General features: G+C 38.3%; 9 protein-coding genes and 2 pseudogenes. 8 read left to right on the top strand and 3 right to left on the bottom strand.

All coding sequences use genetic code 11. The features are described from left to right. Position 1 precedes the first annotated feature (1 nt). Genes kdpB through ACLCEG_RS05915 form a run of 4 tightly spaced genes read left to right on the top strand, consistent with a single transcriptional unit; the run spans position 2 to position 6081 of the window. Positions 2 to 2041 (top strand): potassium-transporting ATPase subunit KdpB, encoded by a 2040-nt coding sequence (gene kdpB / locus ACLCEG_RS05930; RefSeq protein ID WP_410566621.1) that lies wholly within the window; start codon positions 2 to 4, stop codon positions 2039 to 2041. A 13-nt stretch (positions 2042 to 2054) separates the two neighbouring features. Further along, a complete protein-coding gene (kdpC, locus tag ACLCEG_RS05925) occupies positions 2055 to 2660 on the top strand; it encodes a potassium-transporting ATPase subunit KdpC (RefSeq protein WP_134261799.1) in 606 nt (201 codons plus the stop codon). Between the two features lie 38 nt (positions 2661 to 2698). Further along, complete coding sequence (locus ACLCEG_RS05920; RefSeq protein ID WP_410566619.1) at positions 2699 to 5353, top strand: ATP-binding protein; 2655 nt, start codon at positions 2699 to 2701, stop codon at positions 5351 to 5353. An 11-nt stretch (positions 5354 to 5364) separates the two neighbouring features. Further along, complete coding sequence (locus ACLCEG_RS05915) at positions 5365 to 6081, top strand: response regulator (protein ID WP_004886519.1); 717 nt, start codon at positions 5365 to 5367, stop codon at positions 6079 to 6081. 76 nt (positions 6082 to 6157) lie between these two features. Here the strand turns inward: ACLCEG_RS05915 and ACLCEG_RS05910 are convergent, their stop codons facing one another. Continuing rightward, positions 6158 to 7582: a glutamine synthetase family protein gene (locus ACLCEG_RS05910; RefSeq protein ID WP_410566618.1), complete on the bottom strand. Its 1425-nt coding sequence runs from the start codon at positions 7580 to 7582 to the stop codon at positions 6158 to 6160. A 408-nt stretch (positions 7583 to 7990) separates the two neighbouring features. Between ACLCEG_RS05910 and ACLCEG_RS05905 the strand changes: the two genes are divergently transcribed. Continuing rightward, the gene (locus ACLCEG_RS05905) at positions 7991 to 8539 is read left to right on the top strand and encodes a DUF2799 domain-containing protein (protein ID WP_410566616.1); all 549 of its coding nucleotides are present in this window, start codon (positions 7991 to 7993) and stop codon (positions 8537 to 8539) included. Between the two features lie 46 nt (positions 8540 to 8585). Here the strand turns inward: ACLCEG_RS05905 and coq7 are convergent, their stop codons facing one another. After that, on the bottom strand, positions 8586 to 9221 hold the full coding sequence (gene coq7 / locus ACLCEG_RS05900) for a 2-polyprenyl-3-methyl-6-methoxy-1,4-benzoquinone monooxygenase (protein WP_004700887.1): 636 nt from the start codon (positions 9219 to 9221) through the stop codon (positions 8586 to 8588). Positions 9222 to 9224: 3 nt separating this feature from the next. After that, positions 9225 to 10547 carry an MFS transporter gene (locus ACLCEG_RS05895; RefSeq protein WP_077164885.1) on the bottom strand — a complete coding sequence of 441 codons (1323 nt, stop codon included), beginning with the start codon at positions 10545 to 10547 and terminating at the stop codon, positions 9225 to 9227. A 165-nt stretch (positions 10548 to 10712) separates the two neighbouring features. Between ACLCEG_RS05895 and ACLCEG_RS05890 the strand changes: the two are divergent. From ACLCEG_RS05890 to ACLCEG_RS05880, 3 genes and pseudogenes are all read left to right on the top strand, one after another. Further along, a pseudogene (locus ACLCEG_RS05890) lies at positions 10713 to 12297 on the top strand (POTRA domain-containing protein); the annotation flags it as partial. Between the two features lie 59 nt (positions 12298 to 12356). After that, positions 12357 to 13436 (top strand): annotated as a pseudogene (locus ACLCEG_RS05885) (autotransporter assembly complex protein TamA); the annotation flags it as partial. A gap of 26 nt (positions 13437 to 13462) precedes the next feature. Beyond that, positions 13463 to 17968, top strand: a complete 4506-nt coding sequence (locus ACLCEG_RS05880; protein WP_410566614.1) for a translocation/assembly module TamB domain-containing protein — start codon at positions 13463 to 13465, stop codon at positions 17966 to 17968. Positions 17969 to 18146 lie beyond the last annotated feature (178 nt).

Here is an 18146-nt window from a genome sequence, read left to right as displayed (position 1 = left end):
AGTGAAAATGAATACACAAACTCATGTAAATAGCCATAAAACGACTGTGGCAGTACCAAGTTTTGAAGTTTGGAAAAATGCTTTTGTAAAATTGCTACCACAGCATGCAATTAAAAACCCTGTCATGGCAATTGTATGGCTTGGAACCGTAATCACTGCTCTAAGTACCTTAATGGGATATGCCACACTGGTGTTTGGTTTGGTTGTCACAGCAATTCTGTTTATTACCATTTTATTTGCTAACTATGCTGAAGCGGTTGCAGAGGCTAGAGGCCGTGGGCAGGCATCTTCATTACGTGCAGCAAGAGAAAATTTAACGGCTCGAAGACTCAACTCTTTGACAGACCGTCAAGCGACTCAAGTTGCAGCCACTGAACTTCATTTAAATGATTATATTGAAGTTCATGCAGGTGAGCTTGTTCCAGCCGACGGTGAAATTGTAGAAGGCTTTGCCACCATTAATGAATCGGCGGTTACAGGTGAGTCAGCACCCGTGTTACGTGAAGCTGGAACTGACCGTTCAGGTGTTATTGGCGGAACCAAAGTTCTTACAGATCGTATTGTTGTGCAAGTGACTGCTGAATCTGGTCAAAGTTTCTTAGACCGTATGATTGCTTTGGTTGAAGGTTCAAATCGCCAAAAAACTCCGAATGAGATTGCGCTTGGCTTTTTGTTAATGGTGATGACAATCACGTTTTTAATTGTCGTGATTAGCTTGCCATTTATTGCCAAGTATTTGCATATTGAACTTGATCCAGTTGTGCTCGTGGCGTTATTGGTCTGCCTGATTCCAACAACGATTGGTGGCTTATTACCTGCGATTGGTATTGCGGGGATGAACCGTGCACTCAAAGCCAATGTTTTGGCAAAATCAGGTAAAGCGGTAGAAGTTGCGGGTGACATTGATGTACTTTTACTCGATAAAACAGGAACCATTACATATGGTGACCGTCAAGCGACTTCTTTTTATCCTTTAACCTCGGTAACCGAGTCTGAATTAAGAGCTGCTGCTTGGGTAAGCTCACTTGCTGACCCGACACCAGAAGGCAAGTCGATTGTTAAATTAGCAAAAGAACAGGGTTTAAAACAGCAAGAACCTGAGCAAGCCGAATTTATCTCTTTTAGTGCTTCGACTCGAATTTCTGGTGTGAATTTACCGAATGGTGATCAAATTCGTAAAGGTGCTTTAGACGCAATCTTGAAGTTTGTAGATGAAGATTATTCTCAAGATCTAGAGTTAAAAGCACGTGTTGAACAAGTTGCCAAAAAGGGTGCAACACCATTGGTTGTCGCAAATCAACATCATGTATTAGGTGTGATTGAACTTTCAGATGTGATTAAACATGGTATTAAAGAACGTTTTGCACGCTTAAGAGAAATGGGTATTAAAACTGTCATGGTCACAGGTGATAACCCATTAACTGCTGCCGCGATTGCTGCGGAAGCTGGTGTAGATGATTATATTGCCGAAGCAAAACCAGAAGATAAATTGGCTTGTATTCGTACTGAACAACAGCAAGGCCGTTTAGTTGCAATGGTTGGTGACGGAACCAACGATGCGCCAGCATTGGCACAAGCCGATATTGGTTTGGCTATGAACTCAGGTACACAAGCTGCTAAAGAAGCCGGCAATATGGTTGATTTAGACTCTGATCCGACCAAACTGCTTGCTGTAGTTGAGATTGGGAAACAGCAGCTAATTACCCGTGGTGCGTTAACAACCTTTTCGTTAGCAAACGACGTCTCTAAATACTTTGCCATCTTGCCTGCATTGTTCGCTGCTGCGATTCCACAAATGCAAGTATTGAATGTGATGCACTTAGCAAGTCCAAACAGCGCAATTTTATCTGCATTAATTTTTAACGCGATTATTATTCCGTTATTAATTCCAATCGCACTTCGAGGCGTGAAATTTAAACCTTCAACTGCAACTCAGTTACTACGCCGAAATATGTTGATTTATGGAGTGGGTGGTGTGGTTCTACCATTTATTGCCATCAAAGCGATTGATGTAGTGATTGTTCAATTATTTGGTTTGTAATCTGGAGTTTGAAATGAAAACTTATGCACAAAATTCAGAAGCAAATTTGGGTCAGACCTTAAGAGCATCTTTCGGACTTCTAATTTTTACCCTTGTCGGTTGTGGTGCTGTTTATAGTGCGATCGCTACAGGTGCAGGACAAGTGTTATTCAATAATCAAGCAAATGGTAGTTTGATTGAAATAGACCATAAAGTTCTAGGGTCAAAATTAGTCGCTCAGCCATTTGTTGGAGAGGCTTATTTTCATCCACGTCCTTCAGCAGTTGCTTATGACCCAATGTCTATGGGGGCCACAAACTTAGCCCTTACCAATCCAGAGCTTCAAAAACAAATTGATGCTCAGATTCTTGCGGTTAAACAACAAGACCACACAGGTAATACCCCTATTCCAAGTGATTTAGTGACGAAATCAGGTAGTGGTATTGATCCGCATATTAGCCCAGAATCTGCTCAGTTACAGGTTGCCAGAGTGGCTCAAGCGCGTCATTTAGACCCTAAAGTTGTAGAAGAGTTACTTCAAAAGCATATTGAACCAGTTCAGTTTGGTGTACTAGGGCAAGCTCGTGTTAATGTATTAGAACTCAATATCGCTTTAGATCAATTACAATCTACACATTAACTTGAAAATAAAATTGTTAGTTTACCGGATGATATCAAGTGCAAAGCAATCGCGAAAATCAGGCTGAAGCCTTATTAAATCATGTCAACAGATATCAAGCCGGTCGACTAACGGTCTTTCTCGGTGCAGCGCCCGGTGTCGGCAAAACCTATGCTATGCTTGCCCGCGCTAAAGAGTTATATCAACAGGGCGCAGATGTTGTTGTGGGTATTGTTGAAACCCACGGAAGAATAGAAACTCTAAAAATTTTGGAAGGCTTGCCTCAAATTGCTAGAAAGGAAATGCAATATCAGGGGCATACTTTAGAAGAAATGGACTTGGATGCTATTTTACTCAGGCATCCGGAAATTGTTTTAGTTGATGAGTTGGCTCATCGCAATATACCAAATAGTCGCCATGAACGACGGTGGCAAGATGTCAATGAATTGCTAGACGCTGGTATTGATGTATTTACCACCATGAATATTCAGCATTTAGAAAGCTTAAATGATGTGGTACATCAGATTACGGGCATTCGAGTAAATGAAACTGTGCCAGATCGTGTATTTGATCGTATTCGAGACATTCGTTTAATTGATTTACCTGTTAGTGAACTCATTGAAAGGCTCCATCAAGGAAAAGTTTATGTGCCGGAGCAAGCGAATCTGGCATTGCAAGGCTTTTTTAGCATTTCAAACTTAACTGCATTGCGTGAACTGGCAATGCAATGCGTTGCTGAGCATGTCGATTTAGATTTAAAACAGAGTTACACCTCTAAGGGTTTGAAGTCTATCTCGTTGCAAAATGAATTGATGATTGCGATAGATGGACAAGGTTCATCTGAATATTTAGTACGGGCAGGTTGTCGGTTAGCTGAACGCTATGGAGCAACATGGACTGTAGTGAATGTTGCTAAAAGTTTGGACTTTGGACAGAGTTCAGCAAATTCATATAAAAAAGAATATATTGAAATTGACCGTGCATTTGAGCTGGCTCGACAACTCGGTGGTCGAACAGAAGTTTTATATGGGCATCGAGTTGCATCAGTGTTAATGGATGCTGCACTTGATCGAGGTATTTCCAATTTGGTCATTGGCAAAAGTATTTCGCCGTGGTGGTTAAAGTTATTTAAGAAAAATTTAGCTCAGCAATTATTAAATCAAGAAAATTCGATTGCTTTAACGATTTTGCACCCAGAACAGGGCACTAAAAAGACAACTCAACTTGAAAAGCCTTCATTTTTATCATTAAAAGAAAGTGTTTTTGTATTAGCGGTTACATGTGTCAGTATTTTTATAGCTCACTTTGCCGAAGTTCTATTGGGTATTGAAGACTTTTCTGTCATTTTCATTATTTCAGTTTTAATTGTAGCAACCAAAACTAGAATGCTCGCTGCGGTAGTGGCTGCTCTTATTTGTTTCTTAGCCTACAATTTTTTCTTTATAGCACCACGTTTTACATTTCAAATTTCAGCACATCAAGGGGTAGTCACTGTTGTTGCCTTTTTTGCAGCAGCGTTAATCGCTGGACGTTTGGCCTCTCAATTACGTCAGCAGGTTTTGTCTTTAAAAGCTGCCAATGCTTACACCACAGTGATGCAAGACTTGGCACGTAAGCTTTCTAGTGCTGTGAATCTTGAAGAAGTCATGCAAACAGGACGTATGACTTTAGAAACCCAGCTTCAAACTAAAGTGTGGATTTCTATTCAAGATAGAGTCATTTCATCTGATATTGAGCTAAACGATAAAGAAAAAGTAGCCGCAGAATGGTGCTTGAAACATCAACAACCGTGCGGGCGTTTTACGGATACTCTTAGTCAATCAAACTGGTGGTTTTTACCTCTTTTAGAACAGAAAAATAGCCTAGGTATAGTAGGAGTTTACTTTAAGGATGACGTAGTTTCTCTAAATTTTGAGCAAAAGAAATTGACGGAAAGTGTAATCGAATATATTGCACAGGCAGCACTTCGAACCCAATTGGTCAATGAACTTGAACAAGCAAAAGTGACCAGTGAAACAGAGCGCTTACGTTCTGCTTTATTATCTTCAGTATCGCATGATTTACGTTCACCACTTGCTTCTATTATTGGCGCAGCAGACACACTTGCGAATTTTAAAGCTGATATGTCAGAACAAGACCAGCAAGATCTGCTTGAAACAATTCATTTAGAAGGTGAGCGTTTAGACCGTTATATTCAAAACTTGCTTGATATGACACGCTTAGGCCACGAAGGCTTAACTTTAAAAAGAGACTGGATTGGAGTAGATGAGTTAATTGGTTCGGCAACCCGCCGTTTAAAGCGTTATAAACCAGATACTCAAGTGGTTGTTCAGTTACCTGAGAAACCCATTAGTTTGTATGTTCACCCAGCGCTGGTAGAGCAAGCTATTTTTAATGTTTTAGAAAATGCCGCAAACTTTTCACCTCCAGATGAATCTGTCATGATTCGTGCTCAACTTTCATCAGAAGATGAAGTAAAAATTGAAATTGAAGATAGAGGTGTGGGAATTCCTGAAGACGAAAGACATCGTATTTTTGATATGTTTTATACGATGGAACGAGGAGACCGTGGAAAATTTGGCACTGGTTTAGGACTTACAATCGTAAAAGCGATTATTGGTGCTCATATGGGTACAATAGAAGCATTTTCAGGGCGCCAAAATAAAGGTACTTTAATTCAAATCAGATTACCCATTCACCCAGTAAAAGAATAAGTTGTAAATTCATGATAAGTTCCGAAACATCACCTGTAGAAACACGCATTGTGATTATTGATGATGAGCCTCAAATTCGTAAATTTTTAGACATTGCTTTAAGAACTCAAAAGTACAAAACCACGCTCTGCGAAACGGGTTATAAAGGTCTAGAAGCTTTAGCAACACAAGGGGCGGATTTGGTTATTCTAGATTTGGGCTTACCCGATTTAGATGGGAAAGAAGTGCTTCAAGAGTTACGTAGCTGGTCAAACGTGCCGGTTATAGTCCTATCTGTTCGCGCTGATGAATACGAAAAAGTTGCTTTGCTCGATGCTGGCGCAAACGATTACATGACCAAGCCTTTTAGTGTGCAAGAGCTTTTGGCGCGCATTCGTGTCATATTAAGAAATCAACCAATCCAGCAAGAAGCGCATATTTATGACGATGGTTATCTCAAAGTTGATGTTACGCAACGTTTGGTTTGGGTCGAGCAGCAGCCAATTACGTTAACTCGAAAAGAATTTCAACTTTTGACCCTATTAATGCGCTATCAAGGACAGCTTTTAACCCAGCCACAGCTCTTAAAAGAACTGTGGGGGCCAACCCATCAGGAAGATACGCATTATTTGCGTATTTTGGTGGGTAAGTTGCGCAGTAAACTAGGAGATAACGCGATTCAGCCACGCTATATTGCTACTGAACCTGGTGTGGGATTACGCTTTTTAGCTAAACAGAAAAATCATTAATGAGATATAAAAAAACCTTAGGGTATTTCTCCCTAAGGGTTTGCAAAGTGGTTTATAGTTTTTTGCTTTTTTTTATTTATATATCCCAATGCTGCTCTGCTTCAGTCATTTGGCTGTAAATATTTTGATATTCAGCCTGCTTAACCGTGTACCAATGCTCTACAAAGTCAGCTCCTAAATATCCTTTTAAAATAAGGCTTCCTTTAAATATTTTTAAGGCTTCTGGTTGGTTGTTGGCTAATAAAATATGCTCATCTTGAAACTTCAAAAGATGTGCAGGTTTTGGTAGCGGTAACTTATGAGATAAGCCGTAAGATACACCCGCTAAAATAGTGGCTGTAACCAGATATGGGTTACAGTCAGCTCCTGCAACACGATATTCTAAGCGTTGATTTTGTACATCTGAGCATGGAATTCGGATTGCGACATTACGATTATTGGTATCCCAATTGGCTTCTAATGGCACATGATGACCAATTTTAAAACGTCTATAAGAATTAATATTAGGCGCTAAAATCGCCATAGATGCAGGCATTAACTCAATGAGTCCGCTAATCGCGCTGAGTAATTTGGCTGCAAGCGCATCTTTTTCTTCTTCTGAGCTAAATATATTTTCATGGTATTGATTGAGCATGCTCATATGAAAATGCATGCCACTTCCAGCTTTTGCCAAGTTCGGTTTCGCCATGAAACAAGCAGTTAAGTCATGCTTTCTTGCAACTTGCTTTACAATTCTTTTTAAAGCATTAATTTGATCGCATAGCTTCAAAATGTCATGGCTGTGTTGCAGATTTAGTTCATATTGTCCAGGGGATGACTCTGCAACAATAGCGGTAATTTCAATAGATTGTAGTAGGGCAGCTTTTTCAACTTCATCTAGGACTTGTTGATAGTTATTGGGTGCATCTATATCAAAGCATTGGTTTTCTATACATGTGTCAGCCTGATGCTGAGGTGAGAAAAGATAAAACTCTAGCTCGGCAGCCATGACAGGAAAATAATTATGATCGTGTAACTGATTTAATATTTTTTTTAATATATTGCGTGGTTCATAACGGCAGTCTGTACCATCTTCTTCTTGCATGGATAGGTAAAGCTGAGCATTTAATTCATGAGATAAAGCACTAGGTTGTAAACTGCCTAAAATGGGTAGACAAAGTCTATCTGGTTCACCAATATATTTTCCTAGGCCTGTTTCTTCAATCACTTTTCCATCAAGACTCATGGCGTAAACAGAAAGTGGAAAATAACATCCATTCGATAGATTTTTTAGACTCTTAACATCAATACGTTTACCACGAATATGCCCGTTTAAATCGTGTAGACAAATATCAATGTGTTGAGTCTGAGGATATAAACTTAAATATTCATCAACTTCTTTTAAAAAAAGTTCTGAGTTAAAGGTATCGATTTTCGTTTGTGGAATAAAATCATCTGATATTTTAAATGCCTTAAAGTGAGAATCTTTTAAGTTTAAATTGGGGTAAATAAGCGTACTCATTATAAAAAACCTTGGTGGTTATTTAACTCAAATCCTACCTGAGCCTTTGAAGGAAATCGCGTAAAAAAAGAGTAAAGATGGTTGAAGAATATTTTATGAAAAATTTAATTTTTTACATTTACAATCAATGTATTGGGATTTATTTTGATAATGGATTTTTAAAGTAAAATTAGCGTATATCAATAGTCGGAGAGATATAAAACTTCTACGGATTTCACTTTCTAAAGTTAAATGTGGTTGGAAATTGAACTCTATCATTTGGTCAGATGGTGAAACTGATTTAAACTTAAAATGCTTATCCAGTTAAACATTTATGTATAAGTCTCGAATAAAGTAGGACTTATATAGGTATGTAATGGAATTTTATTTTTTGCGTTTTTTTAAATTTTATTTTTGAGTTCTCTTAATATGAAAAATATCGGTTTAGCCATTTTAGCAATCAGCCTCTCGGGTTGTGCTGCAATGAGCGTAGAAGAATGTAAGACGGCAAATTGGTCATTAGTGGGTGAGAAAGATGGAGCAAAAGGTTCTTCACCTCGTTTAGATCAATATTACAAAGCATGTGGAAAAGCTAATATTGTTCCAGATCAAAAGTCATATGAACGTGGTTACAAAGAAGGTCTAGGGTATTATTGCCAGCCATCAAACATTTTTTATAACGCTTTAGAGGGGAACGGTAATATTAATGTATGCCCAATCGAACAGCGTAATCGTTTAAGACCTTATTATCGAGCTGCCTCAGATTACTACAATGCAAAAAATGAATACGACCGTTATGATGAAAAGTTTAAGCAGTATTCTGACAGTGCTTATAACGAAAAATTAAAGCCAGAAGAACGTGAACGTTATCGTAAGCTTTTAAGAGATCTACAAATTGATCGTGACCGTATTAATCGTAACTATTGGAACTCAATTCGAGATATTGAACGTTTCAAATATGATCACGGATTAAAATAAGATTTGAAAAAAGGATTGATCCATTCAAGATCAATCCTTTATTTTTTTAAAGGTAATAACTGGTTTTAGTCATTAATTTTGAAATAGCGGTCATACTGATTTTTACAGCATAAGGTAATTCAACACCACCTGCTTCGAGCGCTGTATGACGATGATGTAATTCATCTTCATTCATTTGCTCTAAAATTTTACGAGAGCGTTCATCTTGAGCAGGTAATTGGTTTAAATGATCTTGCAAATGCATGCTTACCTGACGCTCAGTTTCAGCAACAAAGCCTAAGCTATATTTATCACCAGCAATACCTGCAAGAGCGCCCATACCATATGATAGCCCGTACCAGATAGGGTTTAATAAACTTGTATGGCTATTCAACTCCTTTAAACGATCTTCGCACCAAGCTAAATGATCTTGTTCTTCAATCGCTGCCTGTTGCATTTCGCGGCGCACATTTGGCAATTTCGCCGTTAATGCTTGTCCATGATAAAGCGCTTGAGCACATACTTCACCACTATGGTTAACACGCATTAAGCCCGCAACATGGCGAGCATCTTCTACTCCAAGTTTTGTTTCAGCCGTTTCAGCTGGATTTTGGCGCTGTGCTGCGGTTGCACCTGGGACAAGACTACGTAATGCCTGATCAAAGGAGTTAATAAGTTGATCAATTCCTGTGTAGTGGCGCATAAATTAGTCCTCCAAAGAAAGATGTGCTGTGGCAAGCATTGGTTTTAGTCGGGCGAGAAGCCAGATACTAAAGATTGCACTAAGTACAGCTGTAATAATAAATAGTATTTTAATATCAATTTTTAAAACACTTAAGATTAAGATTGAGAAAATTGCAGAAGAAACCATGAATACAGCATTTAAAATATTATTCGCTGCAACAACACGGGCACGATGTGAGCGTGGTGAGTAAGCCTGCATCATGGCATATAAAGGAACAATATAAAAACCACCACTGATACCTAATAAAGTCACAGCAATCATGACGTGGTAGTAAACCCAACCTTGAGTGAAAATATCTTTTAAGGTCAGTAATGCTCCAGTTCTTTCAGGTACAAAAGCTAGACTGGCTGCAAGGTAAAGTGCAAAAACAGTAAGGCCAATTGCACCGATTGGCACCATTTTAATGTTGATTTCCGAACCACCAATTTTACGGCAAAGTAATGAACCCACACCAATTCCGACAGAGAAGAAGGTGAGTAACAGGCTAACTACATTTTCCGATGCATGAAGATTTTGCTGAGTGAGCTGCGGAATTTGCGTTAAATAAGTTGCCCCATAAAACCAGTACCACGAGTTACCTAATAAAATGGTAAATACTAACGGTAAACTTTTGGCATATGTAATGGTTTGGAAGCTTGTCCGAATAAAGTTCCAGTCTATATCTAAATCTGGCGCAGCAACTTTCTGTGGCAAAATAAAGCGACTAAACACATAGCCTATGCAAGCAATAGCGACTACAGTCACACTAATCCACAGTAAATTGCCTTCTGATGATGCGATTACGGCACCACCTAAAATCATGCCGAACAAGATCGCCATCGATGTACCAGATTGAAATAAGGCATTACCCGACATGAGTTCGTTTGGTTTTAAAATTTCAGGCAAAATGGCATATTTAATTGGGCCGAAGAAAGTTGAATGTGTACCCATTAAAAATAAGGCGAAGAGTAGCAACCATAAATGCCCCAATAAAAAGCCAGCAGAACCAATGAGCATAATAATAATTTCTAAGATTTTTATGCCGCGTACAAGTTGTGATCGTTCGTATTTGTCTGCAATTTGTCCAGCAGTTGCTGAAAAAAAGAAATATGGCAATATAAACAATAATGCTGCTAAATTATTGAGTGTGCTTACTGGGGCAGATTGTTGTTGAATCCAACCATACGTAATGACTAACAATAAAGCTTGCTTAAAAACATTGTCATTTAATGCGCCAAAAAACTGTGTAAAAAACATCGGTACAAACCGACGTGATGTCATCAGGGATTCATCTTGTTTCATCATGTGCAAGCTTCATTGAGTTTTATTAAAAAATGTGACCGAGTGTTAATTTGCATCGAAAACCATGTATGATATTTTTAACGCTTGATTAAATGAAAAATCAATGGTTTCGAGTGAGTTTTATCCTCATATTGGTGCGTTTATTAAAAAATAAGTTTAGAGTTTTCCATGCCTTCTAAAATTAAGTTTAAACAGTCAACTCTTTCTCACTCTATGCATTTAATCTTAAAAATGCAGAGTATACCTAAACTTATTTGTAGCAGCTTATTGTTAAGTTTATGTGTTACTCCTTGTTATGCCGAAAGTTCGGCAGAAACAGTAACACCAGCAGCCCAACAGACGGTAGCTAATTTATCACTACAACAAACGAGTACAAATAACCAAAATGATGTTCCAATTACGGATGTTGCGACGCTTGTAACTCAAGCACAGCAGCAACAAGATAGCTTGGCTATATTGCAACAACAAGAACAATTTCCAAATCAGATTGAAGAATTTAAGCCAATTACGCTTGATAACCTTGATGACTTACCTGTTATGCCCGTTGATCAGAGTATGGCAAATGAAATTTATCGGGTTGCAGAAGAGGCAAAAACTGAGGCGCAAAACTTCCAAAATGGAACTCAAAAACATCCAGAAATGGTGGTCAATGATGCATCTCAAGCAGAATTACATGAAATTACTCAAGCACCTGTAAATATTGACCAACTCATGAGTGAGATTCAATCGGATAGTAAGATTGTAGTCGAAGCAAATGAAACGGGAAAAACTTTACCAGAACTTACAGCTGCTACAGAAGAACCACCTGAAGAGAAAGGTTTCTTTAAACGTATTATCAATAAAATTCGTCCGCCGCGTGTGACTCCGATGGAACAAATTCCACGTATCACTGCGGAGGTTAGTGGTGCACCGGATGATCTTGCTAAAAATATCAAAGGTAAGTTATCTACATTTACCCAAGAATCATTTGAAGATTTTAATTCTGCGTTACCACAGCTTAGAAGTTTAAGTAACCAAGCCGCACAAGCTGTAGGTTATTACAATGCCGAATTTCGTTTTGAAAAATTAAGTGCAAGTCGAGTACGCGTAAAAGTCACACCAAATGAACCTGTTCGAATTAATGAACAAAATATTGAATTTAGTGGAGCAGGTGCAAAACAACCACAGTTCCAAGTTATTCGTTTAGTTCCAGACCAAGATGTAGGAGATATTTTTAACCATGGTCTGTATGAAACAACTAAAAGCCGAATTGTAGATGCTGCATCAAATAATGGATACTTTGATGCATTCTGGCGGTTACACGATGTAAAAGTCAGCCAACCTGAAAACAAAGCAGATATTAATCTCAAATATGAAACGGGTGAGCGATACAAGCTTGGTAAGGTTGAGTTTCGTATGAGCGATCCTTCAAAACCATTACCTATCAAATTAAATATTTTGGAAAGTATGGCGCCTTGGAAAGAGGGCGATGACTATACATTTTGGCGTGTAAATGCTTTAGCTAATAACCTGACTAACTCGCGGTATTTTAACTATACTCTGGTCGATTCAATTAAACCTGATCCAATTGAAAAGCCGCTTGAGTTACCTCCAGATTTACAAGCACTGGTCGATCAGCAGAATGTTACGATTGACGAATCAAAACTGCTTTCTCCAGAGCAACAACAACTTGCTAAAGCACGTCAATTAGCCTCACCTACTAAAGAGGTTAGTCAAAATGTTGTAGACGAAAAACAATTTGCTGGGACTGAAAATGCACAATTAGCTGCAGCTCCAGCTGCTTTAAAAACTGCAGCAGATCATGAAGAGCAAGAATCGGAACAAGACCGTTTACAAGCCAAAGCACGTGAAGAAAAAAGAATTCCAGTTATTGTGACTTTAAATGCAGACAGATTAAATAGTCTGGAAACTGGTGTGGGTTATGGTACCGATACGGGAGCTCGCTTACGTAGTCAATATCGTCGTTCAATTGTGAACGAATATGGTCATTCATTTGACGCGAACTTTGAGCTTTCTCAAATTCGTCAGTCCATAGATGGCCGTTATAGTATTCCTTATAAACACCCATTAAATGACTACTTTAACATTGTGGGTGGTTATGAACGTGAGACTAGAGATAATATTGGGCCTGATGTCAGTTTATTAACCGAATCTGCCGTGTTTGGTGGAGAGCGCGTTATTAAAAAACCGTTAGGTGATTGGCAACATACCATTGGAGTTCGTTATCGTCTGGATCGTTTAACTCAAAAAGGAAATGTCGATATTTCTGAGTTACCCGATGCTTTTAAAACTGCCGCTTCAGAGCAAGAAGCGTTATTGTTTGGTTATGAAACTTCTAAAACTTCAAGTAATACACGTTTAAATCCAACTAAAGCATTTAAACAAAGTTATAAGTTAGAACTGGGAAGTAGCAGTTTACTTTCAGATGCCAATATGGCAATTGCAACAGCTGGTTGGAGATTTATTTATTCTTTAGGTGAGAATGATGACCATCAGTTTGTGGGTAGATCAGATCTTAGTTATATTTTTACAGATGAGTTTGATAAAGTTCCCTACAATTTAAGATTCTTTACAGGTGGTGACCAAACAATTCGTGGGTTTGACTACAAAAGTCTTTCTCCAGAAGTGGATGGATATAAAATTGGGGGACAAGCTCTAGCGGTAGGCTCTCTGGAATACAACTATCAATTCAAAGAAGGTTGGCGAGCAGCAATTTTTTCTGATTTTGGTAATGCTTACGATAAGAATTTTAGTAACCCGACAGCTTATAGCGTTGGTGTTGGTATTCGTTGGAAGTCACCTATTGGCCCAATTCGTTTGGATGTAGCTTCGGGTATTTCTGATGAAAATCATCCAATTCGTTTGCATTTCTTTATTGGTCCACAACTTTAAAAATAAAATTTTATTAGGTTTATTTTATGGCGGAAGTAGAACAGCAGCCCACTTCGGCACCAAGCTCTCCTAAGAAGCGACGTATTTTGCGTAGCTTCTTGCTGACAATATTAATCATACTTTTATTACTTGTTGCTTCCATCATTATTATGATGTCGACTGACCGTGGAAGCCGTTTTTTATTAGACCGTGTTTTACAAGCTCAACAAGTCATTAAATATGAGTATGAAGGGGGTAATTTACTTAGGGGAATTATCCTTAAAAATATTATTGTTCAGTTGGCAGAAGTCGATGTTACTTTAGATAGAGCTGATGTTCGCTTAGGATGGCGTTCTTTACTATTAGAAAAAGAAGTCCATTTAAGCAACGCAGATGTACGCAACTTAATCATTATTAATAAAGCGCCGCCGTCAGATAAACCATTTGGATTTAAACCTATAAAACTACCATTTGTTTTACGTATAGATAAGGCAGATGTTGATCATTTAGAAATTAAAAATTCGGGTTCTGTTGTAAATTTTCATGATGTCCACTTAAACGATGCGCTGTGGTCAGAGACAAAGCTGAAGTTTGAAAACTCAAGTATGGATATGGGTTATCTTTCTGTACATAACGCAACAGGAAACATGGACTTTAGTGGGAAATATCCGCTTAATGCGACAGCAGATTTAAGAATTCCTTCTTTAAAAAGCTTAAATATTCAAAATATAAAAGTTGCAGCCCGAGGAAGTTTAGATACATTACAAGCTGGCGTAGCAACGACAACACCAGACCTCTTAACTGGCTGGGTTGTTTTACATCCAGTTCGTCATGAAGTTCCAATGCAAGGGGCTTTGTTACTTAAAAATTATCACTTGCCTTTACTGGTTGATCAAAAATTATTTGCTAAAAATGGTGTTATTAAATTTCAGGGTAATGTTCAAAAGCTTAACTTAGCACTTGATACAGATTTAAAAGGTGCGAACTTACCTGAAGGCCAATACAACGCCTTAATGAATACTGATTTAGTACATCAGTTGAATATTACTGATTTTAATGGCCAAGTCATGAAAGGTGCAATTAACCTTAAAGGGTTAGTGAGCTGGAAAGACCATGTTACTTGGGACATAAAAGGTCGTTTAGATCATGTTAATCCTAAAGATAAAGCGATTCCCCAAGTCGTTCAGGACTTCTTACCACCAAGTTTAGATGCAGCAGTTTCTTCCACTGGTTCTTTAGAAAAAGGCACTGAAGTATTAGCGAATGTAGACTTCGATCGTTATGAATCTTGGAAACTTAAATTAAACCAAGCACCTGAAAAGAATAAAAAACCTCAACCAATGTTTATGAATGTGGCTTGGTCGAAAATAGACCGTGCTATGCCATATATAGGTTGGTTAAGCAGTGATAGTGGACAAGTTGATCTGACTTTGCGAGATGGTCAGCAAGATATTAAAGTCGCAACCAAAGTATATCAGCATGAACAGACTCTATTACCAGCAGGACAATATCTTGCAACGTTGAATGTTAAAGATAATATTCTTAATGTTCCTAGTTTTAGTTTTGCTGCTCAAAAAGGTAGCCTTACAGGCCAAGCCAAAGTTTTATTGCCTACTGAAAAACGTCAGCTGGCTTGGAATGCCTTATTAAATGCAAAAGACTTTAATCCGCAAAGTATTCATACAGCAGCACCTGTTAACCTACTTAATGGATCAATCAAAGCAAGTGGTTTTGCAAAGCCAAATCAACAAATTATTCAACTTGAAAAAATCGATTTAAAAGGTCAATTGGCTCAAGCAAGCCAAGAAACGGTTGCGCTAGCAGGGAAAAGTACAGCTGCTTTATTATTTAATGATGTTAAAGCAGGTGGTGGGTTTAAAGGTTTTGCAGTTAATTATGATGGATCTTTGAAAGCACTTAATCAGGCGAATGGATTATTAAAGTTCTCTATTGCGGGTACTCCAGAGTTTATTCGAATTAACCAGTTACAACATGATGGTGTTGCTGGAAAAATCTATGCGACTGGCTCAGTAAACTTAAAAGATCGTATTGCTTGGGATATCAACAGCTCGCTTGTACGTTTTAAACCTCAATATTTTGCTTCAAGTGTAAAAGGCGAAATTTCAGGAAATGTAAAAACGCAAGGTGTTTGGTCTGATAAGTTAAAGCGTATTGATATTCAACAGTTGAATCTTGCAGGATTTTTGAATAACAAGCCAGTGAGAGGTAGAGGTAACTTATCTGTACTTATGGATTCGAACCAAAAGGGCTTTTTACCTCAACAATTCGAAGCGAATAATCTATTTTTGGTTTATGCACAAAACCAGTTACAAGCAACGGGTAATGCGCAAAATTTAAAAATTAAGCTTAATGCACCTGCACTTTATGAGTTGTATCCTGGTTTGAGTGGGCGTGCCTATGGGGATTTGAGTGTCCAATCTCAACCTCGCCTAAAAGCTACAGCGAATATTGCAGTTGATAACTTTGCGTATACTAATTTAGTGAGCATTAAAAAACTGCGTATACAGGGTGAACTCCCAACATCTGAAACAACACCAACCCAGCTTACAGCTAAGTTAGATAATTTACGTAGTGGTAGCCGTCTAATTCAGTCCGCTGAAGTTAATTTAACAGGAACACGGAAAGCGCATTTATTAAAAGTGCAGGCAAATAATAATGTTTCTAAATTCTATGTTCAGTTGGCAGGTGGTTTTAACCAAAATAATGATTGGTTAGGCCAAATTCAAAAAGGAAGTTTTGATTCGCGACGAATTCGTTTAGCACAAAATCAAAATGCACCTATTATTTTCTCATCAGCACGTTCTGAATTATTTGTTGGGCAACATTGTTGGCAGAGTAAAAATAGTCAGTTATGTCTTGATCAACCTGTACGTGTAAGTAAAGCTCAAGGTAATATTTCATTTGTTACCCAAAATCTGGATTTAGGTGATTTTGCTGCGTTTATGCCAGAAGGGTTGGCAATGACAGGTCAGCTCAATGGTTATGCAAAAGCTTCTTGGGTAAATGGTGGGCATCCTAAACTTGATGCACGTTTAGTGACTAGAAAAGGTGAACTAGGCCTAGCTGCGGAAGATCCTCAAGACCCGCCAACCACGCTGAATTATGATGAGCTCAGTGTAATTGCGAAGAGTATCTCAGATGGTCTATTGTTACGCATTGACGTGAAAACACCTGATATTGGTACTGGCTATGCAAATGTCATTATTAATCCATACCAACCCTCTATGCCAATGCGTGGTGAGGTGGCCTTTAATGATGTGCAATTAAAAGTTTTGAAACCATTTATTCAAGATGTACGCTCAATGAGTGGTACGTTAGCTTTAGCTGGTAAAGTAAATGGTACTTTAACCCAACCTCAATTTACGGGTGAAATGCGATTGAAAAACGGGGCGATCAGTATGATTTCCCTGCCAGTGAACTTAACCAACGTACAAGTGTATTCATCTATTCGTCAGGATATGGCAACAATTGATGGTGCATTTAACAGCGGACAAGGGGTAGGTTTACTTAAAGGCAGTTTCGACTGGAAAGATTCACCGCGTCTACAGTTGAACTTAAAAGGTGATAACTTACTGGTACGCCAAGCACCATTAATTACAGCAATTGCAAATCCGAATTTGACACTTGATATGTATCCTTTCGATAAACGTTTAAGTTTGAAAGGGTCTGTAGATGTTCCTCGTGCACGTATTTCAATGCCTGAAACAACTGCACCTGTCATTAATACATCTTCAGATGTGCGTATCGTCCGTCAGGGCCAAGACCCACTTGCAATTTTACGCGCAGCTAAACCTTGGGATATTCGTGCTGATATTTCGGTGAATATTGGTAACCAAGTAATCTTCCAAGGCTTTAACAGTAATATTCCTTTAGTTGGTCGTTTGAACTTGACTCAACGTGGTTATGAAACTGCAATGCGCGCGATGGGTGCTATTGGTGTAAGTCAAAAAGTGAAAATTGAAGCATATGGTCAAAGCTTAGATTTAAATCGTGCAATTGCTCGTTTCAATGGGCCACTGTCAAACCCGACTTTAGATATTGATGCCAATAAAAATGTTCAGGGCAGTATGGTTGGTGTGCGTGTTACGGGTACTGCGTCATCACCAAGTATTCAAGTTTATAATGATGCTGGTTTGTCTGAACAAGAAGCCTTGAATGCATTGGTAACAGGTCGTATTAATGAAGGTTCAAGCGGTTTAAGTAATTCGGAAGGTTTTAAATCTGATGTAAACAATACTATTGCTGCTGCTGGTATTAGTATGGGCTTAGGTGGTACTCGCGCTTTAACGAATCAAATTGGTCGTACTTTTGGCTTAAGTGGACTTGCATTAGATGCCCAAGGTACAGGGGATGATACTCAGGTAAGCTTAACTGGATATATCACCCCTGACTTATTTATTCGTTATGGTGTTGGTGTATTTACGCCAGTCAATAAGCTTACCTTACGTTATCAAATGAATCGCCGTTTATATTTAGAAGCAAGTCAGTCTTTAGAAAGAGCGATCGACTTATTCTACAACTGGCGTTTCTAAATGTATGAATTAAGAGCTCACTTTAAGTGGGCTCTTATTTTATTAAGGTTATACCATTTTAAAAAAATTAATAATTCTCATATAGATCATTAATTTACTTTGAAGTAATCACATATTAAACACGATTCTGGTTAAAGAAACTTCACTTGAAAATTGCTGTTTTATAAATTAATTTTCA

The organism is Acinetobacter sp. H1(2024), from assembly GCF_046557555.1.
In the GTDB taxonomy this organism is placed as follows: Bacteria; Pseudomonadota; Gammaproteobacteria; order Pseudomonadales; family Moraxellaceae; genus Acinetobacter; species Acinetobacter seifertii.
Note: the sequence above shows the minus strand (reverse complement) of the source record. Positions and strands in the feature narration are given on the sequence as shown.